General features: G+C 68.6%; 23 protein-coding genes and 2 pseudogenes. 11 read left to right on the forward strand and 14 right to left on the reverse strand.

Features of this window, described 5'->3' with window-relative positions; translation table 11 throughout:
- The first annotated feature begins 82 nt into the window (after nt 1–82).
- A complete protein-coding gene (locus OG698_RS08300; protein ID WP_406102349.1) occupies nt 83–373 on the forward strand; it encodes a hypothetical protein in 291 nt (96 codons plus the stop codon).
- 364 nt (nt 374–737) lie between these two features.
- Here the strand turns inward: OG698_RS08300 and OG698_RS08305 are convergent, their stop codons facing one another.
- The 4 genes from OG698_RS08305 to OG698_RS08320 all read right to left on the reverse strand — a co-directional run bounded on the left by OG698_RS08305 (nt 738) and on the right by OG698_RS08320 (nt 6,105).
- Nucleotides 738–1,988 carry a calcium-binding protein gene (locus tag OG698_RS08305; protein ID WP_406102350.1) on the reverse strand — a complete coding sequence of 417 codons (1,251 nt, stop codon included), beginning with the start codon at nt 1,986–1,988 and terminating at the stop codon, nt 738–740.
- Between the two features lie 990 nt (nt 1,989–2,978).
- Nucleotides 2,979–4,106, reverse strand: coding sequence for a catalase family protein (locus OG698_RS08310; RefSeq protein WP_406102352.1), 1,128 nt, complete (start codon nt 4,104–4,106; stop codon nt 2,979–2,981).
- 55 nt (nt 4,107–4,161) lie between these two features.
- Nucleotides 4,162–5,481 carry a Dyp-type peroxidase gene (locus tag OG698_RS08315; protein ID WP_406102354.1) on the reverse strand — a complete coding sequence of 440 codons (1,320 nt, stop codon included), beginning with the start codon at nt 5,479–5,481 and terminating at the stop codon, nt 4,162–4,164.
- A 150-nt stretch (nt 5,482–5,631) separates the two neighbouring features.
- Nucleotides 5,632–6,105: a hypothetical protein gene (locus tag OG698_RS08320; RefSeq protein WP_406102355.1), complete on the reverse strand. Its 474-nt coding sequence runs from the start codon at nt 6,103–6,105 to the stop codon at nt 5,632–5,634.
- 900 nt (nt 6,106–7,005) lie between these two features.
- Between OG698_RS08320 and OG698_RS08325 the strand changes: the two genes are divergently transcribed.
- On the forward strand, nt 7,006–7,683 hold the full coding sequence (locus tag OG698_RS08325; RefSeq protein ID WP_406102356.1) for a GAP family protein: 678 nt from the start codon (nt 7,006–7,008) through the stop codon (nt 7,681–7,683).
- Nucleotides 7,684–7,847: 164 nt separating this feature from the next.
- Here OG698_RS08325 and OG698_RS08330 read toward each other — a convergent pair whose 3' ends face one another.
- The 3 genes from OG698_RS08330 to OG698_RS08340 form a co-directional block, all read right to left on the reverse strand.
- Entirely contained in the window at nt 7,848–9,215 is a 1,368-nt protein-coding gene (locus tag OG698_RS08330) for a glutamate decarboxylase (RefSeq protein WP_406102357.1), read from the reverse strand.
- A gap of 257 nt (nt 9,216–9,472) precedes the next feature.
- Nucleotides 9,473–9,967, reverse strand: coding sequence for a DUF3237 domain-containing protein (locus OG698_RS08335; RefSeq protein WP_406102359.1), 495 nt, complete (start codon nt 9,965–9,967; stop codon nt 9,473–9,475).
- A gap of 6 nt (nt 9,968–9,973) precedes the next feature.
- Nucleotides 9,974–10,447: an ester cyclase gene (locus tag OG698_RS08340; RefSeq protein WP_406102360.1), complete on the reverse strand. Its 474-nt coding sequence runs from the start codon at nt 10,445–10,447 to the stop codon at nt 9,974–9,976.
- A 105-nt stretch (nt 10,448–10,552) separates the two neighbouring features.
- On the opposite strand from OG698_RS08340, the gene OG698_RS08345 reads away from it, so the two are divergent.
- The gene (locus tag OG698_RS08345) at nt 10,553–11,206 is read left to right on the forward strand and encodes a TetR/AcrR family transcriptional regulator (protein ID WP_406102361.1); all 654 of its coding nucleotides are present in this window, start codon (nt 10,553–10,555) and stop codon (nt 11,204–11,206) included.
- Between the two features lie 809 nt (nt 11,207–12,015).
- On the opposite strand, the gene OG698_RS08350 is transcribed toward OG698_RS08345, so the two are convergent.
- The gene (locus OG698_RS08350; RefSeq protein WP_406102363.1) at nt 12,016–12,588 is read right to left on the reverse strand and encodes a TetR/AcrR family transcriptional regulator; all 573 of its coding nucleotides are present in this window, start codon (nt 12,586–12,588) and stop codon (nt 12,016–12,018) included.
- A gap of 107 nt (nt 12,589–12,695) precedes the next feature.
- On the opposite strand from OG698_RS08350, the gene OG698_RS08355 reads away from it, so the two are divergent.
- Both OG698_RS08355 and OG698_RS08360 read left to right on the forward strand, forming a co-directional pair.
- Nucleotides 12,696–13,718 carry an NAD-dependent epimerase/dehydratase family protein gene (locus tag OG698_RS08355; RefSeq protein ID WP_406102365.1) on the forward strand — a complete coding sequence of 341 codons (1,023 nt, stop codon included), beginning with the start codon at nt 12,696–12,698 and terminating at the stop codon, nt 13,716–13,718.
- Nucleotides 13,719–14,115: 397 nt separating this feature from the next.
- Nucleotides 14,116–14,301 (forward strand): hypothetical protein, encoded by a 186-nt coding sequence (locus OG698_RS08360; protein ID WP_406102366.1) that lies wholly within the window; start codon nt 14,116–14,118, stop codon nt 14,299–14,301.
- A 191-nt stretch (nt 14,302–14,492) separates the two neighbouring features.
- On the opposite strand, the gene OG698_RS08365 is transcribed toward OG698_RS08360, so the two are convergent.
- On the reverse strand, nt 14,493–14,948 hold the full coding sequence (locus OG698_RS08365) for a nitroreductase family deazaflavin-dependent oxidoreductase (RefSeq protein ID WP_406102367.1): 456 nt from the start codon (nt 14,946–14,948) through the stop codon (nt 14,493–14,495).
- Nucleotides 14,949–15,123: 175 nt separating this feature from the next.
- Here OG698_RS08365 and OG698_RS08370 point away from each other — a divergent pair.
- Nucleotides 15,124–15,402: pseudogene (locus tag OG698_RS08370) on the forward strand (Tn3 family transposase); the annotation flags it as partial.
- Nucleotides 15,403–15,793: 391 nt separating this feature from the next.
- On the opposite strand, the gene OG698_RS08375 reads toward OG698_RS08370, so the two are convergent.
- The 3 genes from OG698_RS08375 to OG698_RS08385 form a co-directional block, all read right to left on the reverse strand.
- Nucleotides 15,794–16,063 carry a hypothetical protein gene (locus tag OG698_RS08375; protein WP_399974172.1) on the reverse strand — a complete coding sequence of 90 codons (270 nt, stop codon included), beginning with the start codon at nt 16,061–16,063 and terminating at the stop codon, nt 15,794–15,796.
- 38 nt (nt 16,064–16,101) lie between these two features.
- Nucleotides 16,102–16,368, reverse strand: a complete 267-nt coding sequence (locus OG698_RS08380; protein ID WP_406102369.1) for a hypothetical protein — start codon at nt 16,366–16,368, stop codon at nt 16,102–16,104.
- Between the two features lie 321 nt (nt 16,369–16,689).
- Nucleotides 16,690–17,268: a DUF5994 family protein gene (locus OG698_RS08385; RefSeq protein ID WP_406102370.1), complete on the reverse strand. Its 579-nt coding sequence runs from the start codon at nt 17,266–17,268 to the stop codon at nt 16,690–16,692.
- 280 nt (nt 17,269–17,548) lie between these two features.
- Here OG698_RS08385 and OG698_RS08390 point away from each other — a divergent pair, with 280 nt between their 5' ends.
- Nucleotides 17,549–18,043 (forward strand): DUF5994 family protein, encoded by a 495-nt coding sequence (locus OG698_RS08390; protein WP_406102372.1) that lies wholly within the window; start codon nt 17,549–17,551, stop codon nt 18,041–18,043.
- A gap of 713 nt (nt 18,044–18,756) precedes the next feature.
- A pseudogene (locus OG698_RS08395) lies at nt 18,757–19,087 on the forward strand (helix-turn-helix domain-containing protein); the annotation flags it as partial.
- A 175-nt stretch (nt 19,088–19,262) separates the two neighbouring features.
- Here OG698_RS08395 and OG698_RS08400 read toward each other — a convergent pair.
- Nucleotides 19,263–19,394: a hypothetical protein gene (locus OG698_RS08400; protein ID WP_406102374.1), complete on the reverse strand. Its 132-nt coding sequence runs from the start codon at nt 19,392–19,394 to the stop codon at nt 19,263–19,265.
- A 319-nt stretch (nt 19,395–19,713) separates the two neighbouring features.
- Here OG698_RS08400 and OG698_RS08405 point away from each other — a divergent pair, with 319 nt between their 5' ends.
- The 3 genes from OG698_RS08405 (at nt 19,714) to OG698_RS08415 (ending at nt 22,853) form a co-directional block, all read left to right on the forward strand.
- Nucleotides 19,714–19,848 (forward strand): hypothetical protein, encoded by a 135-nt coding sequence (locus OG698_RS08405; protein WP_406102375.1) that lies wholly within the window; start codon nt 19,714–19,716, stop codon nt 19,846–19,848.
- A gap of 204 nt (nt 19,849–20,052) precedes the next feature.
- Nucleotides 20,053–21,537: a UDP-N-acetylmuramoyl-L-alanyl-D-glutamate--2,6-diaminopimelate ligase gene (locus OG698_RS08410; RefSeq protein WP_406102376.1), complete on the forward strand. Its 1,485-nt coding sequence runs from the start codon at nt 20,053–20,055 to the stop codon at nt 21,535–21,537.
- Between the two features lie 743 nt (nt 21,538–22,280).
- Nucleotides 22,281–22,853: a TetR family transcriptional regulator C-terminal domain-containing protein gene (locus OG698_RS08415; RefSeq protein ID WP_406102377.1), complete on the forward strand. Its 573-nt coding sequence runs from the start codon at nt 22,281–22,283 to the stop codon at nt 22,851–22,853.
- A 135-nt stretch (nt 22,854–22,988) separates the two neighbouring features.
- On the opposite strand, the gene OG698_RS08420 is transcribed toward OG698_RS08415, so the two are convergent.
- Nucleotides 22,989–24,005, reverse strand: coding sequence for an alcohol dehydrogenase catalytic domain-containing protein (locus OG698_RS08420; protein ID WP_406102378.1), 1,017 nt, complete (start codon nt 24,003–24,005; stop codon nt 22,989–22,991).
- Between the last annotated feature and the right edge of the window lie 77 nt (nt 24,006–24,082).

The following is a 24,082-nucleotide window of genomic DNA, read 5'->3' on the forward strand; positions in this document are numbered from 1 at the left end:
GGCCGCGCAGAGTCTCGCGGCCGGAGCGTTCCCGCGGACGACGGGCTGTGAGCGGTACGGCGAGGACCTCCGGCCCGGCCCTATGACGTTCGCCCGCCGCTTCGCCCTATGCGGCTACCAGACGGTCGCCTGCGGCAAGTTGCACCACACCGGCATCGACCAGATGCAGGGCTGGCTGCGCCGCTGCGGCGGAAACGTCGCCGTGGACCCGGACCTGGTGACCGGCCGCGTCAACCCGATGCCCGTACCGATGGAGCTCAAGTGGCCGCAGGACAAGGAGTCAGGCGCGCGGGACCCGGCCGCGCTTCACTGGAGACGGAGGACGAGTACGCCGTGCGGGGCGCGCTCGACCGACTGCGACCTGGCTGGATGATTTATCGACACCAGCAGCACCGCCGCCCGGCCCACTGACCCGCTTGTCACCACCCCGCGTACGCTGCGCGCTGCACACAACACCGGCCGACGTCTCCCCCGCGCAGAGAGGATGGCGTGGGCAGACACCGGCCGGTATGTGTGCAGGGCGGTCACATGGGGTCGAGGCCCCCGCGGCCCGGCTCGCCCTCCTTCTTGCAGGCGAGTCGGACCGCGGGCACCGTCCATCGGTTCTGGACGATGCCCGCCGGCCACAGACTTTGCGGTCCGAGCGGGCCTCGTGCGTTGGTCGCCGCTGCGACGAGGGATGTGCCGGGGCCCATTTCTGATGTCCGTCGATCAGGTCGGAGGCGTGTGGGGCGGGGTCAGAAGCAGCCAGGTCCGGTGGAGGGGCTGAAGCAGGCGTTGGTGCCGGGGCCGCCGTCGTTGGTGTTGGTGCCCGGGCCGCCGAAGAGCGCGTCGTTGCCGGGACCGCCGAAGAGGGCGTCGTTGCCGTTGTTGCCGTTCAGGTTGTCGGTACCGTTGCCGCCTTCGATGCGGTCGTTGCCGTCGCCGCCGGACAGTACGTCGTTGCCGTCTCCGCCGCAGATGATGTCGTTGCCGCCGCGGCCGTCGACCACGTCGTTCCCGGCGAGGGCGAAGATCACGTCATTGCCGGGAGTGCCGATCAGGAGGTTGTTGCCGTTGGTGCCGGTGATGGTGGGCGTGGCGGTCGCGCAGGTGGGGGGCACCGGCTCGTAGGTGATGGTCACCTGGGCCGCTCCCGCTGCAGGTCCGGAGGTACCACCCGTGGGGACGCGGTTCGACGCACCACCGCCGCCACCGGGACCGTAAGCGGGAGGAAAAGAAAGACGGTTGCAGCCTCCGCCGCCGCCTCCACCGAACCAGCCGCCCCCGCCTCCGCCGGCCCCGAAGCCGCCTCCGCCGTTGCCGCCCGCACCGCCCGTGCCCGGAGTGCCGGATGTACCGGCGTAGGGGCATGCGGCTCCGCCTGCGCCGCCGGCGGTCTGGGTTCCGCCGCCTCCGCCCTGGCCGCTGTTCGTTCTGCTGCCGCCGGCACCCCCGGTGGTTCCGGCGTTTCCGCCGGTGGCCTCCGGGTTGAGGAGGGAGGAGTAGCCGCTTCCTCCGCCGCCTCCGCCGCCCGCGACGATGAGGCGGGGGTCGGTGCCGGGGACGCCGGTCAGGGTGCAGCCGAGGCCGGCTGAGTTGCAGGTGCGGACGTCGCTGGATCCGCCGCCGGCACCGCCCACAAGCCCGGTCTGTCCGCCGCCGGCGCCCCCGCCCGTGCCGACGTTGACATAGAGGATGGTGGTGCTCGGCGGCACCGTGACGGTGCCGGTGACGGTGGCGCCGTCGCCTCCTGTGCCGCCACTGGGACCGTTCTGGCCTGCGGCGCCCGCGGCGGTGACGGTCAGTTGGGTGACGCCGGCCGGGACGGTGAAGGGCTGGTCGGCGCCCGCGTTGAAGGTGACGGTCACGGGCACCGCCGCAGCAGCGGGCGTGGCCGTGGGCACCACCAGGGCCGCCGGCAGCGCCACCGTGGAGAGCAGGACAGCAGCACGCCTGGCCGGGCGCCTCCGCTCACCCGCGGCTCCGGTGCCACGTCGATGGAACATGGCATGTTGCAGGGTCGGTCTCACGATGGGGACTCCTCGATTGAGGGCGCGGCACTCAGCACGTGCCACGCACGTCGGTTGAGCTCGGGCCCCTGCCGGGACCGCCTGACGATCAACCCACACCCGCCCAGCGCGGCCCTCCAGACACACCGTCATACCGCGCGCGTTCCACCGACCAGCCGCCGCCCGTCCCGAACTGCATCGTGGGGTAGGCCGTGGGGCGCGGCCTCAGTGGCCACCTGCCCATAACCGCTTCCGGCGGCTCGCAGAAGCCCGCCAGAGACTGACTCCCAAACCGCTCACCACTCACCCCAACTCCCATTCCGTGTGCCGTCGACCCACACACCATGGACCGCGCCCCCTCGGCTCTACCTGGGTCGACGGAGCCAGACGGTGTGAGGTGTCTGCGAGCAGTCGGGGCAGGGGTTCGGCCATCACTGCCGGTCACCGCAGTGGAGAACGGGCCGTCGACGGCCCGTTGCGCCTGCAGCTCCAAAGGTTTCTCGGGCACAGCCGGCCCAGATCGGCATCAAGGTGGACGTCTACACGCACGTTGCACGTTGCGCACAACACCCAGCGGGAGGCGATCAGACCTACGGACCGGTTGCCCCTGCGTCGTCTTCCGGAGGCCGGGGAGGCGACTGCCGTCAAAGGCCCCGGACCATGATCGGTCCGGGGCTTTTCGCTTGTGCCCCCGGCAGGATTCGAACCTGCGACACCCGCTCCAGCAGTTCGATCGAGCTGCTCTCATGCGGCCCTCGCCCCTACCGGTACGGCGTGTGCGACCGCTGAAGGTCCCCTGCGTCCACCGTCGTTGATGTCAGCCGTTGATGTCGGCCTGGGAAGCTCAGGTGTTCTCGGACGGGTTGCCCGGTTGACCCGTGACGGAACGAAGCAAGCACGCAGTTGCCCGCCGAGGCGCCAACCCGGTCCCGGGTGTTCCCCGTGACTCCCCGCACTGAACGCTTGCCGTCCCGTCGGTCGGCTTGATCAGGCCGGGCCGAGTACCTCATCGGCGCTGCGGGGCTCCGTGCGCGGCTGCTTGTTGAGCTTGTGGCGCGCGATGGAGGATTGCCGGTAGACCTCCTTGCGGGCCCGCATGATGTTGCCCAGAGGCGCGTGCTCGGCGGTGACCCGCCAGGGCGTGAAGGACAGCGCGTCCATCTTCTCCAGGTTTTCCGGGTCGGAGATGTCCTGCTGCGGCAGTCGCAGCTTGGCCACGGTGACCGGCGGAGAGAGCTGCTCGGGCCACTCCACGGTGGTGTCCTCCACCGGCATGCGCTCCAGGTCGGTGCAGAGCTGAACCTGGATGTCGAAGGCGTAGGGCCGCTCCTGCAGCTCGGCCACCAGGGCCGGTCGGAAGACCTCCCCCGCGGAGGTCGGGTCGATGTCGCGCCGGACCACCGCGGCGGCGAAGGACGGATCGGGGGTGATGCGCACCTTGGCGATGTAGTCCCCGTGCCGTACCGCGCCCATCGTCCAGTAGCTCGACAGCAGCAGGTTTGCCGGAGGGGTCTTCGACAGGCGCAGGAAGGCCAGGAACTCGTCCCACGCCCAGTTGTCCTTGTCCAGCGTGCCCTTTCCGGTCACGAAATCGGTGAAAAAACGATGTGCGCCGGGTGGGCCCTGGGAGAAGTAGGCCGGCGCGTTCAGGAACAATTCCTGGATGAACAGGTAGTGCTCGACTGTGTTGCAGAAGAAGATCGGTCCGTTGATGTTGGCGTAGTCGAAGGTACCCGTGTCCGGTTCGTCTTCCAGCAGGGTCGGGCCGGGGATGCCGAAGATCTTCAGTGCCAGGCCCGTGGCGGCGCCCAGCCGCGCGTCGGCTCCGGCGTGAGGCGAGCCGTTGGAGAAGCGGATGAGCGCATCGTGGGTTCCCGGAGTCGCGTAGATGCCTTGGGCGTACTCGGGGGGAAGCCCGTCCAGGATCTCCACTTCCCCGCGGACCAGCCCGTAGCCCTTGGCATGGGCGTCGCGGAGGGCCCGGCCGGTGCCACCGGCCGTGACCGACTCGGCGATGTAGCTCTCGGTCTTTTCGATCACCGTCTGCACGTTGCGGTCGAAGTGCGGGTCGTCGTCTTCGACGTCCGGCGTGTAGGGGACGAACTGTGGTGCCATGACGTCGACCTCTCCTCGGAGACCGTGGTGGGACCTCAGAGGGCTGGAATTGCCCTCAGTCCTCCAGTTCGGCAAGCCAGCGCAAGGCGCGCAGACCCGGCACGAAGCAGTACTCACCGCCCCGGGTGACCACGAAGCTGGGCAGGTTCTTCAGGCGGCGCCGGACCGGCTTCTCCGGGATGGTGACGCTGCCGGTTCCGCCGTGATGTCCAGCTACCGGGTCCTTCTCGCCGGGATAGCCGATGAAGTTGCCGTCGTTGACCCACTCGGCCTTGATGAACTCGAACTGCCGCTCTAGATGGGCTCCTAGAAAGACCCCGACCAGGCCCCGGTCGGCGCCGTCGTCCTCCAGCACGCCCTCGGGAAGCGGCGGGCCGTAGGTGGTGCCGCGGCGGATGAGGCGGTGCATCCGTGCGTCGCCGATGATGCTGGAATCGCGAGGGTTGGTACGCCGGATGTGCGCACCCGCGGGGCACCGGAGGCCGCGATCGTCGTTCTCCCGGTACAGGAAGTTGTTGACGCGATGCGGATCGGCCGCCAGCTCCGGGTCATCGTGCTCCGGCGTCAGCGTCAGCGGCGCCCCGCTGGGCCAGCGCCCGACCATCTTCGCCGCCAGGAGCGCTTCCTCCTCGGCGCTGGAGGTGTTCGCGCGCAGGTACTGCCGCCAGGCCGCCACGTTGGTGTGGACCTTGCGCACGGCCGCATAGGTTCCGTTGCGCCCCAGCACATCGGGGCTCGGCATGGGCGGCAGATTGCCCGTTTCGTCGGGGTAACCGAGGATGAACTCGCCTGCCTTGATGGGGACTTCCTGCGGGTTGGAGCCGGGCAGTCCGACGCCCTCGATGTTCGGATGGCTGATGCCGTCGCGGAATCCGAAGGTGGTGCGCCCGGTCGGGAGCTGGTGGACCTCCTGCTGCCAGATCACCTGGACACCGGGCGTGTCCTCGTAGGCGACACGGGCCCGCTCCAGTTCCTTGTCCAGCTGCGCCGCATCGGAGGAGAGGGCGCTCAACGCGATGTGGATGTCGCCCGTTCCGAACGGCACCTCCCAGTGGGCCGGGGCGCTCTCGCCCACGTCACCGATCAGCTCCGCCCGAGCGGCCATCCCCTCACGAAACGCCCGCGGAAAGCTGTCCAGCGACTCCTGAGGCACCCCCAGGGCCCTCAGGCCCTGGTAGGTGAACGCCACAGCCACCCAGGCATCCTGGCTCCGGTCCGCGCTGGGCAGGCCACCCGCGGTCACCGGGAGCAGCCGCTGCAGCAGGGCACGCCCGGCGTGGCGGTCATCGACGCGCAGGAAGACGAACTTCCCCTCGTACGGCACCGGCCGTGGACGCAGTGCCCCGCTCTGGACGTCGTCGATCTCGACGCGCACGCTGGCTACGCTGCTACTTGCCGCCGTGTTCATGCTCGCTCGTGCCTCCATATCGGCCTCTGCCTGGGCAGCCCCGCAGCAGCCGACCCGCACCCGCTGACGCGGTCCACAGATGTGGGGTCGGCTCCGAGGGTTGGTTGTGTTCGGGTTCTAGGCCGAGGCTTCCTCCAGCAGCTTCTGGAAGGCCGGCGTGCCCACCAGCTCCGCGTTGGCCGGGTTGTCCAGCATCGCCCGGAATTCGGCGGTGTCCAGCACCGCCTGGAACGCGTCGTCCACGCGCTGGTCCTTGTAGATCTGCTGAACGGTCAGATCGGGATAGGCGCTGACGAAGACCCCCGCGGGTTCCTGCTGGGAGACGAACCAGTCCTTAGCCCCTGGGTCAGTGACGCCGGGGAACCCTTCGCAGTGCGAGAAGACCTTGTCGAAGCGGGCCCCGACCACCGTCTGGGCGAAGTCGTCGATGTACGTGTCCCAGGAGCCGTCGAAGACACTGGCGAACATGAACCGGGTGTCGTTGTCGAAGATCACGTGCCGTGCGTCATGCAAGGTGCCGATCTGGCGTACCGCCGCATGGACGTTCTCGTCAGCCGCCGCGTCGGCCATCGCGGCGAGATCCTCACGCAACGCATCAGCATGGCCCGGCTTGATCTTGGTGAAGACGGTGAACTCGCTACAGACCCCATCCGACCTGCCCGGGCGCTCGGGCTGAGCCGATTGGGCTGCACCTGTCGTCGCAGTCATCGTGAGATTCTCCTGCCACGGATCGGTACGAGGGTCGCCAAGCGTCCGAACATGAGACGCCATCGCCCCCACCTCTCAAGCGTGACTGAACCTGCGCAGCCGTGCATCTCCGGCCCGGGGTGACGTGTCACCTGGGGGCGGATTCTCGAGAGATCCCTGCGCTGCGAAGTCCAGCTTGATCACTTCACGATTCCTCCCCGCAATGGCCGGCTACGGTCCGTGCCCGATGGACCGTAGGGAGGTGCCTCGCCGGTCAGGGTGCCGAGAAAGAAAGCCGCCTCGGGTGACGACTCGCCGTCCAGTTCCGGGAAGGCAGAAATACGGGTGGCCAGCAGGCCAAGGACAGGGTCCCCGCGCTCTGCGGGCTCCCGAGGACAGATTCGGAAAGGCGCAGGAAGATGGAACTGGGACGTGCCGAGTACGCCGTCGTCACGTTCTCGGGCAGCGCTCCCGCGTGGCCGTGAAAGACAGCGGCGCAGGCGACCGCGCAACAAGACGCCGCTGCGCCCAGGCGCCGTCCCCCGCTGCACCGTGAGCGGGTTTGAGCGACGAGGCGCTCAGCATCTGAAACGTCTGGGAAAGGTACCGGACAGGTGCTGACCGCCGAGGAGTTCGTCGTTCAGAACGGCCGCTCGAGGAGAGGCCGCGTCCCACGGCCCAGGGCCCGTCTGCAAAACCTGGGCACGTCCACGACAGTCCCACGGCTGCCCGCGCAGGCCATCGGGGCACCCACCAAGCGTTGCTCAACCGGATCGCCGTTCCGATCCCCTTCTGGAGGCAACCATGGGCGCAGTTCTCGGTGACGTGCTGGGTTTTGCGGCCGCCGTCGCGATCAGCCCGCTCCCGATCATCGCCATCATCCTCATACTCGCCACACCTCGGGGACGTCTCAACGGACCCCTCTTCACCGTCGGCTGGATCCTGGGACTCTCGGCACTGGGCGCGGTGATGCTGGCAATCGCTTCCCCCGCAGGTGCCTCCGCCCACAATCACCCGGCCACCTGGGTGGGAGCCCTCAAGCTCGCTCTGGGCGTACTCCTCGTCGTCTTCGGCGCCCGGCAATGGCACCGGCGCCCAAGGGATCCCTCACAAGCCCAGCTGCCGAAGTGGATGGGTGCGATCGACCGCCTCACGCCGGTCAAGGTCTTCGGACTCGGACTGGCCCTGGCCGCGCTCAACGCCAAGAACGCCCCACTGACCATCGCCGCGGCCGCCTCCATCGGCTCAGCCGGACTGGCGGTCGGGGAGCAGATCGCATCGCTGGCAATCTTCGTCCTGATCGCCACCCTCGGCCTGCTGGCCCCACTGGGAGTCTTCCTGCTCGGGGGCGAGCGAGCGAAGACCACCCTCGGCAACTGGAAAGACTGGGCAGCTCAGCACAACGTCGCCGTGATGGCGGTCCTGTTCCTCGTCCTCGGGCTGAAACTGCTCGGTGACGGCATCGGCATCCTCACCCGCTGACGGGTTCACCCACGCGTTGTGCGCTGCGACGGTGGTCACGAACGCGTGGACGCCGCCGTGCTCCTCAACTGACCGTGGCTGACCGTTCGATCTGGCACGTATCCGGCGCGCGCGGCAGATCTACCCGAGGCAGGGTTCGCGGTGGAGACGCCCTCAGAGGCGCCTCAGTAGCCGGTGCCGCGCTTGACCTGGGCCCGCTCGAACTCATGGGTCGCACCCTTGTCGTCCAACGTGCGACACGCGTCGTCGATGTCCTGGCTCAGGCGATCGATCTGCTCGCGGCTCAGGGTCTCCTTGACCAGGGCACGCATGATCTTCACCCGCTCCGCGTTGGGCGGGAGCGTGTACGCCGGCACCATCCAGCCGCGCTCGGCCGAGAGTTGCCAGGCGACGTCGGACTCGTCGTAGGCGTGCTTGCCGGCGAGACGGAAGGCCACCAGCGGCAGCTGCTCGAGGTCGCTCCCGATCACTTCGAAGCGGCCGCTGCTCCGCAGGTTGTCCGCCAGCGCGTGGGCGTTCTCCTGCAACATCTTCATGACGTAGGTGTAGCCCTGGCGACCGAGCCGGACGAAGTTGTAGTACTGCGCGAGCACCATCGACGCGCCGGTGGAGAAGTTCAGGGTGAACGTCGCGTCGGTCTTGCCCAAGTAGTTCTCGTGGAACACGAGATCCTCGGGCAGGTCGGACTCCTCGCGGAAGATCAGCCAGCCGATGCCGGGGTAGACCAGGCCGTACTTGTGTCCCGAGACGTTGATCGAACGGACCTGCTCGAGCCGGAAGTCCCACTTCGAGTCCGGGTAGAGGAAGGGCCACACGAATGCGCCACTGGCTCCGTCGACGTGGATCGGGATGTCGAGGTCCCGCTCCTTGCGGACGTCCCGCAGGAGCTTGTCGATCCCGACGACGTCGTCCTTGTGGCCGGTGAACGTGGTGCCGAGGACGGCCACGACGCCGATCGTGTTCTCGTCGAGGAGAGGCTCCACGTCCTCCGGGCCGATCGTGTACTTGCCCTCGGCAAGCGGCACGATCCGCGGCTCGACGTCGAAGTAGCGGCAGAACTTCTCCCACACGACGTGGACGTCCCCGCCGAAGATCAAGTTGGGTCGGTCGGCCGACAGATTGGCCGCCTGGCGGCGCTTCCGCCACTTCCACTTCAGCGACAGCGCCCCGAGCATGATCGCCTCGGACGAGCCCTGGGTCCGACAACCGGTTGTCCTGCCCGGCGCGTTGAAGAGGTCGGCGAGCATGCGCACGCAACGCTGCTCGATCTCGGCGGAAATCGGGTACTCCGCATGGTCGATGAAATTGCGGTGGAGATTCTCGGCGATGATCCGCTGCGCCTCCGGCTCCATCCACGTGGTGACAAACGTGGCGAGATTACGCTGCGGGTCACCCTCCATGGCGAGGTCCACATCCAGCAACCTCATGGCGTCCGTCGCGGCCATGCCTTCCTCGGGGAAGGTCTCCGAGGGAGCGGGCACGGTCAGGAATCGGTTGCCGAACAGGACCCCATTGTCGTCACCCTTAGTCATATGACGATTCAAACAGCGCAGGTGACTGCCTCGGCGAGGGACACGCCGAGACAAATAGCGAGGCTCCGAACCGGCTGTGGCCCCGCGCGCACGGAACGGCCCTTCTTTGGGGAAAGGCGCCGACCAGCCTCCCAAAGGCCGTCGGCTCGTCCGACCCCCGCACCGACCGCCCAACTCCCGTCCCGTCTACCGGAAGAGCCCGTCCTGGCGTGGGTCGGTGATTCAGTTGTCGCTTCTTCTGCTGTCACAGAGGTCGTTCACACAACTTGTGAGACCTTGTACGCGATTCCACCTTCGATCAGATATCCCGAGCCCACGCAGACGACGTCGTTCAGCCATGCGTATCGCTTCGCCCCCGTTTCGAAGAGGGGGTTTGTCCGGAAGTAATAGCGGGCGGGGTCGACTCGGTGCCTCGTGGCGGGATCGGCCATGTCGGCCCGCAGTTCGGGCGGGGTGACCCAGCGGCCGCCGTAGGTCATGTACAGCAGGTCGCCGTCGTACGTCCGCAATGTCAGCCGGACGTCAAGCGCCATCACACCGTCGGGGCGGAACAACGTCCAGTCCCCACCCCCGGGGAGTACCTCTCCGCGCAGCCGCGGTCCCTCGAACGTCCCTCCGGCGGAGCCGAAGAGGACCCGTCGACCCAACGGGCCGAGACCGATGTCCAGCCGCGGGTTCAAGTCCACGGCCATGTCGAAGAGATGCGTCGTCTTGATCTCGTCGATTTCTTTCAGCCGAGCGTCTGCCGCCATGTCCCCTCACCTTTGAATTGGTTCGATCACAGGAGTGGAGGGCGCGAACGCAGCTGCCCCGAACAGCTTTCGCCTGACCGCGTCCGTCGAGACGCCCGACTGTGCACAGAGCTCCGACAGATCGAAGAAGAATCGCTCGCCTGCGATCAGGCCGTCCTTGAAGGCGAACTGAATGAACACCGGCAACTCGGCTCGCCTGTCGTTGGGCTGCACGCCGAACCGGTCACCCGTCATCGTCATCTTCACCGTCCCCCAGCAGACCAGTGCGTCGCCGTCGGCAGCGTGGCCTTCGAGAGCGACCTGGTAGTCAGGGAAGGAGGCGAAGAACCCGGTCAGCGCCCTTTCGTTCGCGGCCCGGCCTTGGGCCCTCGTCCCGAAAGCCGGAGCGTCCAGGACCATGTCCCGGTGGAAGAGCTCCATGGCTGCGGGCACGTCCTGCCGGCTCTTTGCGGTGGCCAACGCCTGCACCAGCTCAAACATTCGACGGCTGTCCAAGTCGCACACACCTCCCGATTGCCCGTCCCAAGAAGTAAACGTACGATCGGTCGTACGTTAATAGCAAGAGGAATCCGGCAGGATGGGGCGATGAGCGAAGTGGAGCAGCGGGACGTTGTCCGTTCCGCCGACGGCGCTGACGTGGTGACGTCGGATCAGCGCGTGCTGCGTGGTGCGCGGTCCAGGCGGACGATCGTCCGCCATGCCGTGGACGTGGCATCGCTGGAAGGATTGGACGGGCTCAGCATCGGCCGGCTGGCCACCGACCTCGGGATCAGCAAGAGCGGCGTGCAGACTCTCTTCGGGACGAAGGAGAACCTGCAGGTAGCGGCGGTCAAGTGCGCACGTGACGTGTTCGAGGACGCGGTCGTCCGCCCCGCACAGACCGCGCCTTGTGGCGCGGCGCGGGTACACGCGCTGATCGAACGGTGGATCGAGTACGCGTCGGTGCCACTGTTCCCCGGCGGTTGCTTCTGGGCGGCGAACCTGGCTGGCTTCGACAGCCGCCCCGGGCCCGTACGTGACGTGCTGTTCCGCTGCCAACGCGGCTGGCGTGATCTCATCGCCGTCGAGCTGCGCCATGCCGTCGGCACCGGAGAGATCGCTCAGCTCGACGCCGACCTCGCCGCCTTCCAGCTCGATGCGGTACTCGTCGCCGCCAACACCGCGTTGCGGCTCGGCGACGAAGAGGTCGTGGACAAGGTGCGGCTCGTGACCGAGGGGTTCCTCGTCCCTCCGAACTGATCTGCTGTCGCGGGCACCGTCGAGGCCGGCTCCCATGTCCCCTCTGTCGCACGTGGCGGGGGCGGATCCTGGGTGCCCGGCACCTGGGGACATCGCGGCCTGGTTCCGATGTCACCGCGCGACGAATCTGGTGGTCAGGCAGCTGCCGTAGCTGCCGAACATCCGCCTCCGTGCCGCACCGGCGCTCATTTCGCGCAGCGGGGACACCGATGAGGCGGCCCCACTGAGGAGCATGCAATGAGCGTCGCCGGCACCGTGAGCTGGAACCCCGAGGCCCTCGACGAGATCCTCTCGAACGACGAGGGGCGTCCCGTCCCCGTGCTGGTCACAGTCCTCAACGAGACGCTGTGACCAGCACTTTCACAACACGCCCTAGCGGCGCATGACCACGTAAGACCTGCTGGCGGGCAGGCCGAAGAGCCCAGCCGCGCTCACACCGGCCAGAACTGCGCCAGGTAGCGTTCCACGCCCTTGGGCGTCTCCCTCTGCTGCGCCGGCTCATGAACGCACTGCTGTGCCCGGTCACGGAGATCCGCACGTGCCAGTTCCGCGCCCAGGACCGGGACGGCCTGCGGCAGCACCAGCCTTCCGGCGCGGCCAGCAGCCTCGTAAGGCCCAGGTGAGTACTCACCGTGGACAGCCGGGCCGCAGCGGTCCGCGCCCCAGCCGCGCAACCCACCCATGACGTGCCCTCTCGCCCCAACGCCCGGGCGCAATCGTGGAGTTCAGATCCACGGGACAAGCCGGCAGGGCGCCCGTGATGCGGCCGATCATGGCCCCTTGCACGTGCGGCCTTGCGACCGGCCGGGTCAGGATTCGGCGGGCCGGGTTCTCAGTCCGTCGAGGATGAGGTCCAGGATGCGGGCGGCGCGGGCCTCCCAGTCCTCGCCGGGCGGGATCCGCCACAGGACGCTGAGCTGGAGGAGTACGTCCTGCGGGTCGGTGCCGGGTTTGAGGTCGCCGGAGGCGCTGCCGGCGTCGAGCAGGACGGCGATGGCTCCGAGGAAAGGTTCATAGTTCTTGTCGTCGAGGCCCCCGTTGGTCGCCGCGTGGATGACCTCGGAGACGCCGTACTTGAGTCTCCCGTAGCGGGAGACCTCCTCGAACCAGCGGCGCAGGGCATCTAGAGGGGGCAGGCCGGCCGCGAGGGTGTGGGCGAGGTCGATGACCTTCTGGATCTCGTGGTGGTAGAGCTCCACGATCAACGCCTCGCGGGTGGGGAAGTGCCGGTACAACGTCCCCACCCCGACCCCGGCCCGCTTGGCGATGCCGGTCATGGAGGCCCCCGAGGACGCGGCGAAGGCTTCACCGGCGACCTCGAGGATGCGGGCCCGGTTGGTCAGCGCGTCGGTGCGGGGGGCGCGGGCAGAAGGTGGGGTCATGGCTGGTCCGATCGGTCCGGTTGCAAAGCGGAAGGGCTTCCGTTACGTTCGGAAAGCAATACGGAAGGGCTTCCGTTTAATCCTGTCACACTCCATGGAGGACAGCCGTGCCGGAAACGGTTCTGGTCACCGGAGGCAGCGGCTACGTCGCCGGCTGGTGCATCGTCGAGCTGCTGCGACGCGGCTACCGCGTGCGCACCACCGTGCGCAGCCATGGCAAGGAGCAGGCGGTGAGCGAAGCTGTCGCCACCCAGGCGGACACGGACGGCCGGCTGGAGTTCGCGATCGCCGACCTCACCGAGGACGAGGGCTGGGACGCCGCGGTCAAGGGCGTCGACCACGTCCTGCACGTCGCTTCCCCCCTGGGCGGCGCCGTCACCGACAACTCGGACGCCATGATCGCCCCCGCACGCGACGGGGCCCTGCGCGTACTGCGCGCCGCCACCGACGCCGGGGTGCGGCGCGTGGTGATGACGTCCGCGGCGAACACCGCCAGCCCCTCCTCCTACAGCGAAGAGGGCGTCACCGACGAGACCCTGTGGACCGACCCCGACGACCCGACACTGATCCCCTATCGCCGCTCCAAGACGCTCGCCGAACGCGCCGCCTGGGACTTCATGGCCACCTACGACGGCCCCACCGAACTCACCACGATCCTGCCCGGTGCCGTCTTCGGGCCGATCCTGGCCACCAGCACCATCGGCTCGGTCGGTATCGTCCAGCGCATGCTCTCCGGCGCCATGCGTGGTGTGCCGCGCATCGGCCTGGAGATCGTTGACGTCCGCGACCTCGCCGACATCCACATCCGCGCCATGACCTCGCCTCAGGCCGCGGGCGAACGCTTCCTCGCCACCGGCGAGTTCACCTGGATGCTGGACATGGCCCACGCCCTGCGGGAGGAACTGGGCGAGGACGGCCACCGGGTCTCCACCCGCCGGATCCCCGACCTCGTCGTCCGCCTCGCGGCCCGTTTCCGCGACCCGTCACTGCGTGACATCACCCCGGCCCTGGGACGCCGCAACCGCCACAGCACCGCCAAGGCGCACCGCCTCCTGGAATGGCAGCCGCGCCCGGCCCGCGAGACCGTCATCGACTGCGGCCGCAGCCTGCTGGCCCACGGCGCCGTGTAACGGGTACGGATACGGCGGCTCGCCGCACCACGCTCACCGGCGGCAGCAGTGTCCGCCCCGGGATCTCACAAACGACCAGTAGCGAGAGTTCCGTTCCGTCCGTGCCGTCGGCGGTGGCCGGTTCACCGACATGTTGCCCCCGCCCCAGAGCCGGCGGCACGGCACGGCCCAGTGTCCCCGCCACCTTCCTGAAGCTAGATTCCGCTCCCGTGGCGCCACCCCGCACCCGCACTGCCGGCGACAAGAATCCCGTGCTGCCCGACGACGAAGAGGACATCAAAGTCGGCTACGAGGTCAGGCCGGGAGCGGCTCGGGCGGTGCCGCAACCGCGACCAGCCGCAAACAGCCGGGCCTCCCGACCCGCACACGCGGCCGCCCCGCCGGGCCGACCCGCGTCATGATGAACGTGCGCGTCCAGCTGGAGACCGAGGCACTCGTAACGGAGATCGGCGAAGCCACCGGTCTGGAACCGCAGCACGTCACCGACCCGGCGATCGCCCACTACTCGGCACATCTACGGCGCACCGGCAAGTCGCCGAAGGCATCCGCGGAATCCCCCCAGAAGCGGCCCGAGGCATCCTGAACGCCCCACCCCGAGCGGCCCCGTGGCGATACCCACGGGGCCGCTGACGCGCCGACCCGAGACTCACTTCGGCTGGAACCCCGACATGGGCTCGGCGGCCATCCGCGATCACAATGCGGGCGACCGCCGACTCGCCAGAACAGTCGTCGCGGCTGCAAGACGAACAGCGGGCCCGAAGCGGGCGTCCGAGCTCAGTCCTCGGGGGCGGCGGTCGGTTCGATGACGACGATCGGGATCTCGCGGTCCGTCTTCGTCTGGTACTCGTCGTACGCGGGCCAGTGCTTGACCATCAGCGGCCAGTAAGCGGCCCGCTCCTCGGCGGTCGCGGTACGGGCCCTGCCCTGCAGGATGGTGGACCCGACCTGGATCCGCACCTCGGGGTGCTCCTGGAGATTGCGGTACCAGAGCGGGTGCGCGGGGTCACCGCCCTTGGACGCGACGATCAGGTAAGCGCCGTCCGCCTCACCGTAGATGAGCGGCGTACGCACCGGATCGCCCGACTTGCGACCGATGGTGGTCAGCAGCAAGGTCTGAGTGCCGTTCCAGTGCTGGCCCTCGGCCCCGTTGGCCACGTACTGCTTGACGTGGTCCAGCTGCCAGGTGCCCGGTTTGGGGTCGGTCGGGTGGTCCCAGTCGATAGTGGTCACGAGGAAACTCCCTGCCTTCAATGGTGAACGGTCGTCGAACATCGACAACGACAAGGAACACCCCGGGGCACGGTTTGTATGTCCGAACGGTAGGCGCGCAGGGGGATGTGACCTCGGCCTGGGGCGCCGCGAGCAGGGGGTAGGCGGCTTTGGGCCCACCGCGGCCGGCTGGACGGGGCAGGAGGACCAGCTCGGCGCGCTCGGGCTCGTACCGAATGCCGCCGTGCTGTGGACGACCCCTGACCTGGACGCCGCCGTCGAGGAGTTGCGGGCGCTGCCGGCCGAGGAGCGCGAGCGCGACGTCCTGAACGAGGACGTCACCCGCATCTCCCCGCTCAAGCACGCGAACCTCAACGTGCTCGGCCGCTACACCTTCACCGCCTCGACCCGGTTCGGCGGCGGTCTGCGCCGGCTGCGCGACCCGGACCCGCCGGAGCTGGACCAGGACGGTGACGGCATCTTCGCCCAGGTGAGACAGCGCGACGCTGCGCCAGTGCTGGTTGATGCCGGCGGTGAGTTCACTGGAGCTTTGTTCGTAGCGTCCGAGGTGAACTGGCGCTGCAGTTCGGCTCGGGCGACGTGCTTGCGAAACTCCCCCTCGTAGCCGGTGTAGCCGGCGTTGTGCATACAACGGCCCCGGCGCATTCACTCCGCCAGGGCCGCCCTTCCGGATCGTCGCACGTGAGAGTGCTCGATCCACTTTCAATTGTACGACTGCGGGCCGGATAGACGGGGAGCGGCGAGCGGGCCGGCCTCGCCCCCCTCGTTCTTGAGTGCAAGCGGGGCCGTGCAGGCCGTAAGTGCCGGGCTGAGCGGTGGACGGGTCGGCCCTCGGACAGTCCGGCTCAGCCACGTTCTTCTTCGGCCTCCATGCGGCGGATGCCCTGGTGGGTGAGGGAGACCATCGCGGGTGTGTTGCCCGGTTCCCAGTCGACGGTGATCAGGTCCTCGCCGGCCAGGTAGGTGCAGGCGGCGGCCAGGTCTTCCTCCGGGATGCGCAGGTCGTTCCGCAGCGTCCGCCCCGGGACTCCGAGGAGACGGTTGCCTTCGGTGGCTTCGTAGAGGGCGGTCAGGACCCGATCGCGGTAGACCTGCCGCTCGCGGAGGGTCGCCATGACCGAGTCCTTTCGTTCAGGTGGAGGTCCGATGCTTCTCAGACTTCGTCGCCGTAGGCGCCGGTGCGCGTGGACGGCCTGCTGGTGGTGAGCCAGGCGAGGGCCGGCGCTGCGGCGGCTTCGGTGTCGACGGTGAGGTGGAGCCGGGTACCGCCCTCCGGAACGGGGTAGCTGCGCTGTTCTGTACCGGCGAAGGCATGGCGGAGCAATTCGGCGACCGTACGGGCGGCTTCGGGGGTGGCGGCAACGATGCGGATCTCGGCGTGTCCGGCCGAGGGCAGGGTCGCGGTGTCGGTGGGATACAAGGTACCTGCTCCCTTCAGGAGCGAGCGCGGGGCCGGGCGGGGGTGGGTTGTCCAGGGTGTCTGGTGCCCCACCCCACGGCCTTCGGTCGGAGGAATGTGCTGAGGTCAGGGCCAAGTGCCCGTGAGCCTGCGGCTGGAGACCTGCCCTGTCGACCTGTGGTGGCTGCGGCCGGGTGGCCGGCTGATGGCCGGGAAGGGGTCGCTGAAGTGGTGGGCCGCGATGCGTGCGTCGTGCTGGGCGTTGAGTCGGTGGATCAGGCTCAGGCCCAGCGCGACCAGGAAGGCGCCTGCCGCGAGCGCGCGACCAGGGTCTCCATGTCGTCATCTCCGTGTGTCCCCCGGCAGGGGGATCATCCGCGCGCCCACGACAGGGTGCCGGAGGGGTGGCAGGGGGGACCCGCCGTCATTCTCCCAGGTGTCCTCGCTGCTTCGGGCGTCCCTCATACGGCGGCCGGTCGCGGCTTCGTCGGACATGAGCACTCCGGCAGTGCGGACACTGCCGGGGACGGCCGCGGCGGTCAGGAGCCTGGCGGCTGCGGCGGGTTCGGTCCCGGGCGGGATCACCAGCAGGTCGAAGCGGCCGACGGTGTAGGAGAGAAGGATCATCTTGTCGGGATCCAGTTCGGTGAACCAACCCACGTGCACCGTGTGCCCGGTGACGGGAACCTTGTGCGGGACGACGCGCCAGCGGGTGGGGTTCACCATGGCACGCGTAATGCGCCCCAAACGCCCTTCCAGCGCTTCGAGCAGGGGCGGAAGTTCGGTGGGCAGGTCGCGCGAGTAGGGCCACCAGGCACCGTCCAACTGGCCGGCGAGGGTGGTCTTCGGCGTCAGGGAGAAGCGTGTCGGGTGCGGGGGAACAAGCGCCCGTGCCACTCCGCGTTCGACGATCGTGGTCATGATGCGGACCCGTCTCCGGGCCGCCCTGCAGGGCGGCCCAGTGTCTTGATCGCCGGAAACGACGTCCGCGTGGGAGCGGGTGTTCGGGTTACTCCCGGTACTTTCAGCGTACTCCGCGCCGCGGTCCGACGAGCCGTTCTGACCAGGTGATTTCCCACCGGGGACATCGCCCGGCTGGTGCTCGCGGGCAGGATCGCCGGCACGCGGCGTACCGTGAGATCACGGCGGTATCTCGTCGGCCATGAGGTGTCGGCGGCCCCGCACAGGCAGGCGGATCACCATGGCTGAATCTGACACCCCCACCTCCCGGAAGCTCCTTCCGGACGAGATCCATCGGGCGGTGAAACCCGGCACGGCACTGCTCCGGCTGCAGACGACTCACTCCCGCGAAGGCGTCCTCGACGGCGCCTGGTGGCCCCGTTCCCGTGATGTCACGGCAGAGCTGCCCGCCCTGATCCAGGCACTCACCACGCACCTCGGACCCATCACACGGGTCGGCCTGGACACCGCAGCCTGGGAGGAAGTCCCGACCCGATTGGTCGTCGACGACCGGGTCGTGCACTTCGACACCTTCCCTGTCGGCGACGACACCGTCCTCATCACCCGTGGCGACAACGATCACTTCGTTCTGCTCGTGGTCCCGCCAGACACGACAGCCGATGCGGCCCGCGTGGCGATGGCCCGTGCGGTCGACGCCGACAACGTCACCCAGGCTGCCGACATCCTTGTCGCCACGCCTCCCGAGCCGGCGACCGAGCGCGTGGAGTCGGGATGATCGCGATGGCGGAAGGTCGTGAGTGGCGGACTCACGACCTGGTGGCCACAGGGGCCACAGGATGGGCGAGCTGAAGGCCTTCGGCATTGAGGATTTCCCGGACGGTGGAGGGAGCGACCTTGGCCCCGAGCACGACCAGCTCCCCGTGGATGCGGCGGTAGCCCCAGCCGCTGTTCTCGTGGGACAGGCACAGGACCAGAGCCCGGATCGAGCGGTTGGCGTGCGGTCGTCAAGGCCGCTTGGGACGGCAGGTGCGTGCCTGCCGCTGTTTCATCAGGCTGCGTTGCCACCGCAGGAACCGTGTCCGGCCCTACGAGTAGGCGCAGACGGTGCAGCACCTCGCGGGGCAGCGGTGCGAGGACTGCAAGCAAGGTCCGGACCTCGGGAGAGAACTTCACTTCCTCCGGGCCGAGTTGCCGTTCCAGGATGGTGATCCGGTCGCACAAGGACAGGAACTCGGCGCCCTTGGCACGCTCACTTGGCGGGAGCAGACGCAGTGTGGCGAAGGGCATTCGTCACGGTCGGGCTGGCGAGGCGCAGGAGCGTGAGTGATCATCATGCCGTGCGGAGTCGAAGAGGCCACGCCGAGTGTTGATCTGGGCGGACGCAATTCTCGGCACGCGCACCGCTCCGCCGCAGGCGAGGTGCATCCGGCGAGAGCCGCCGACACAACCAAGTGCCCCTCCTCACATGGGTGTCAGGGCGACGCGCTCCTGTCCGGCGCTGCCGACCACGGGCTGCCGTTGGACGTCCCGGCGGAGAGTGCGACTGCTGGTGCGCCCCGACACCGTGCTGCGCCGGCATCGCGACCTGGTAGCACGCCGCCATGCTGCCACCTCCCCGCCGAAGCGCCCGGGACGGCCTCGGACCGTACGCTCCGTCCGCGCCCTTGTGCTGCGTCTGGCGAAGGAGAATCCCAACTCGGGATATCGCCGCCTGCACGGCGAACTGCTTGTCCCGGGAGTGAAGGTGGCCCCATCCAGCGTCTGGGAGATCCCCAAAGAGGCCGTCATCGATCCGGCACCCGAACGGAATTCCAGGACAGTGTGACCGTTTCCGGGAAGTCGCACGCGAGCAGCGCGTCCGCCTGGGAGCGTCGGGCACTGACCTGGGCGGACCGTTGGGGGCGACCCCTCATCGGCTTCTGCGGCTTTCACCGTGATTCCCCACTGTTCCCCGCTCGATCTGGTGCGCTTCGGTGCGCATAAGCTCCGCTGCGTCAGACCGAGTTCATCAGGTCGGTCAGTTCGGCATCGGTGGCCTCCAGCCGGAGGTGAACATCGATGGCGTAGCCCTCAGCACAGAACACCAGGTCAAGGTCTGCCGCGGCGAATCCCGTCCTGGCCGTCATCCACTACGACGACGAAGACGAGGCGGTGCGCATCGCCAACGACTCCGACTCCGACTCCGACTCCGGCGTGAACGAACGGCGAGGGCGTGGCTTCTTCTTCCCCGTGCTCTCCATCGTGGACATCTTCCGGGGCAGAACCCCTGATCTCAGATGTCCGTCAAAGCAGACCAAGCCCACCTCACCCTTGGAAGGCTTGCAGGTCACACGCGCGACCGACCACCGATCACGACTCCCGTTCCGCCGAGGCGACACACCCGCCGTCCAAGATCAGGGAGGAACTTCGGGAGATCGCTCCCGCGGCCGGACGTACACTCCACACATGGGTCGCACATGTGCCGTGAGGGAGTGCCTGTTCCAGGCCACTCATGCCCTGCGTCCGTCCGCCGCACGTGCGCGCGTCAACCTGGTGAACATGCCGGCGGCCTGCTGCCGCGCGCTGCACGGCCACGGTTAGCGATTCCGGGCAGTCCTCGGCCCTGATCATCCCGCCTCTCTGTCGGCGGAAGCCTTTCCGCACCGCCGTCTTCTTCTCCTCTGCAACCGCACTGTGGCTGTCCTCGCCACAATCTCCTGCTCTGTCACCCCTTGGCGCCCTGGGCGCCACCTGCGCGCCGACCGCCGGACGACCGGCAGCCGGTGCATCTCCGAGAGGACCCCTGTGAAGTTGAGCGAGCTGCTCGCCGGGCACGACCATGAAGTCCTTGCGGGCGATCCGGAGACGAGGATCACCGCGGGCGCGTGCTTCGACGCTCACCGCGCCGCTCCGGGATCCCTCTTCATCGCGGTGCCCGGTCACCGCGAGGGTGGCCTCGAGTCCGTCGGACCGGCCGTCGCACGCGGCGCGGTGGCGATTCTCGTCGACTCCGCGGCGCCGAAGCTTCCGGCCGCGACCTGGGCGTCGGACGCGGGAGTGTGCGTCGTGGCGGTGCCGGACACGCGCAAGACGGCTGCGGTCGTCACCTCCCGGTACCACGGCGAGCCCGGACGGCAGATGGACATGGTGGCCGTCACCGGCACCAACGGGAAGACGTCGGTTTCGTACATGGTCGAGTCGGTGCTGAGGATCGCCGAGCGCGCGAGGGTGGGGGTCATCGGGACCGCGGGCAGCCGGATCGGAGACGAGCTGATTCCGATGCCGAGGTCGGTACTGACCACCCCGGAGTCGCCGGACTTCCAGTATCTGCTCGGGTGCATGCGCGACCGCGGTGTCGCCACCGTCGTGCTGGAAGCCACGTCGATGGGTCTGCTGACGCACCGCCTGGACCACTCGTTCATCGACGTAGGGGTGTTCACCAACCTGACGCAGGATCACCTGGACGACCACGGCACCATGGAGAACTACCGGGACGCCAAACTGCGCCTGTTCCAGGGGCTGTGCCGGCGTGCGGTGGTCAACGCCGACGATCCGCTCGGAGCGGACATCGGGGCGATGATGCCCGGGGCGGTCGTCACGTACGCCATCGACGCGGAGGCGGACTACCGCGCGACCGACCTCGCCATGGACGCCGTCGGCACCCGCTTCACCCTGCACCACGCCGGCCACAAGTATCCGGCCGCGATCCCCCTTCCCGGACGGTTCTCCGTCTCCAACGCACTGGCCGCCGTCGCCGCCTGCCACCTCATCGGGCACAATCTGGCCGGACTGGTCGGCGCACTCGAGCAGATGCCCCCGATCCCGGGAAGGTTCGAACGCTACGAGACCCCGGACGGCACGTCCGTCATCGTGGACTACGCACACTCCCCGGACTCTCTGGAGAAGGTGCTGACCACCATCCGCGGCTTCGCCTCGGGCCGGGTCATCACCGTCTTCGGCTGTGGCGGGGACCGGGACATCACCAAGCGCGCCCCGATGGGGGAGATCGCGGGCACCTACTCCGATCTGTGCGTCCTGACCTCGGACAACCCCAGGAACGAAGACCCCCGGGAGATCATGGACCAGGTCGTCCCGGGCCTGATGGCAAGCGGGGTCACCTTCGAGCGGTTCGCCGACCGCCGCCGCGCGATCTCCTTCGCCCTGTCCGCCGCCGGGCACGGCGACATCGTCCTGATCGCGGGCAAGGGCAGCGAGCCCTACCAGATCGTCAACGAAGAACTGCTCCCGTTCAGCGACATGGCGACGGTACGCGAACTCGCCACGCGGTAGGGGCACGGGCCGGCTCGACGCCCGGCAGGCTGCAGCGCGCTGCAATCGGCGTCGACGAGGGGCCGACTTCCGCGCAGACGAAGAAGGCCCCCGCCGTTGCAGCGACCGCCGCTGTGGGGCTCGGTGTCCTGTACACACAACGCCGGCCGCGACGAGGGGCCCACACGCGGCTGGCGTGCGGGCCCCCACCCCGTTTCGCTGCTCCACAGACTCGGGGCGCGTTGTCCGGGTCGCAACCCAGCGGCGCCCCGGAGAACGGCGGGGTGCCTCCATCTCGCGGGCAAAGGGCTACGGCCTGGTTCACCGCGAGGAGTGAAGCGCATCTGGGCCCGCGCGGCCTGTTCCCAACCTGCCTTGTCCGGCATCTCCCGCGCACACTTCGGCGAGTTACTCAAAGAGCTTGGCCCGAAGTGGCAAGCGAGCCGGGAGTCCGCGCTGCACGAACGCCGTGGCGGAGACCGGCGCCGGACGGCAGGTGCCGGACCGACGCGGCTGCTGGTGCCCTAAAGCAGCCCCCGCCAAGCCGACGAGAGCGAGGCCCCTCGCTGCGGCGGCGCGAGGCCGACGACGGTGACGGCAGCCGGATTCCCCTCACCTGCGCGGCTCTCGGCGAAGTACCGAGGCGTCCGGCGGTTGACCGCACGATGCGTTCGGCACCCCCGCCACACTCGGCCCAATGATGACAAAACGTGCATGGTAATCTTCTAAGATGGTTGGTCATATTGCCATGAAGGAGTCTCCTGGTGGGCAGAAGGAGTGTGCGCGAGGAGATCGTCAACGCGGCGGTCGAGCAGTTCCACGCGCGCGGGTTCAACGCGGCGGGCGTCAAGGACATCACCGACAGCGCGGGCGTCCCAAAGGGGTCGTTCTACAACCACTTCGTGAGCAAGGAGGCGCTGGCCGTGGTGGCCCTGGAGCGGTACGGCGAGAGCCGCCGACTCTCGGAGCTCACCGACGCGTCGGTCGATCCGCTGCTCCGGCTGCGCCAGCACTTCGAATTCCTCCGTGACGAGAACACCGGCCGGGATTTCTCGCGCGGCTGCCTCATCGGCGGCTTCGGCACGGAGATGGCCGACCACAGCGATGTGATCCGCGAGGCGGTACGGGTCAGCCTGGAGCGCTGGGCGCAGGCTCTCACGGCTGCGATCGCCCAGGCGCAGGAGTCGGGCCAGGTCGCGGCGACCGCAGACGCGAAGACGCTCGCCCGGTTCATCCTCAACGCCTGGGAGGGGACGCTCATCTCCGCCCGGTCCGAGCATTCGGAAGCCTCCTACGAGGTCTTCTTCGACACGGTGTTCGGCACCCTGCTCGCCTGAGCGCGCGGGGTGCTTCTTCGGTTCCACGACCCGAGAGCGCGACCACCGAGCCCCCTGCCGCGGACCTTGAGTTCTAGCGGTCGAGGCCGCCATGCGCAGCGATGGTCAGATCCTTGAGGCCGTTCCCACTCAATGTCAGACAGCCACATTCAGGACGATACGGAAACGGGCTTCGCCGGACATCATGCGCTCGTACGCCTTGGGCGCCTGGGCGAGCGGCATGACTTCGGTCATCGGGCGGACATCTCGGGCCTCGGCGAACCGGAGGCTGTCCTCGTTGTCGATGGAACTGCCGGTCAGGCTTCCGGTGAGCGTGCGGGTGCCGAAGATCAGGTCCGTGGTCTGCACCTGGACCGGATCGACGGCGGCACCGACGACCACCATGCGGCCGCGCGGCGCCAGTCCTGAGACCAGCGGCGACATCGAGGCACCGCTCGCGGCAGTCGCGACGACCCCGGCCGCGCCGCCCAGCTTCTGCAACTGCGCGCCGACGTCCTCGGTGGAGCTGTCGATGTAGTGGTCGGCGCCGAGCCGCTTGGCCAACTCCGCCTTCCCCATGCCCCGGGCGATCGCGGCGACGCGGAACCCGAGCTTGTTCGCGTACTGCACGCCCAGGTGCCCAAGGCCGCCGATACCCTGCACCGCCACCAGCGCGCCCGGGACGGATTCGATCTGCCGGAGCGCACTGAACACCGTCAGCCCCGCGCACAGCAGTGGCGCCGCGTCGATCGAGCCGATCCCCTCAGGAATCCGGACCAGGCCGCTGGCCCTGGCGACCATCGACTCCGCATAGCCGCCGTCGACGTCAGTGCCCGTCTGCGGCTGGTCCGCGCAGTTGACGAAGTCGCCACGCCGGCAGAAGTCGCACACTCCGCACTGGCCGCCCAGGAATCCCACGCCCACCCGCTCACCGACCCGCCATGTCGTCACCCCGGGACCGACCGCGTCGATCACGCCGACGACCTCGTGCCCGGGAACCACCGGAGCGGACGGGTCGGGCCGCATCCCCTCGACGGCCACCACATCGGTGTGGCAGACGCCGCATGCCTCGACCCGCAGGCGCACATGCCCCAGCGGCGGCTCCTGCACCTCACGCTCCACCAGCTCGAACTTCCGCGCCCCCGTGACCTCGAACGCTCGGTACGTGGACATGGCACTCCTTGCTCGTCGGTGGCTCGCACGCCGGATCCGTCCGCGAATATCGTCCGCGGGCAGACATCACATTCGGT

The sequence above is a fragment of the Streptomyces sp. NBC_01003 genome (genome assembly GCF_045162695.1).
GTDB lineage: Bacteria > Actinomycetota > Actinomycetes > Streptomycetales > Streptomycetaceae > Streptomyces.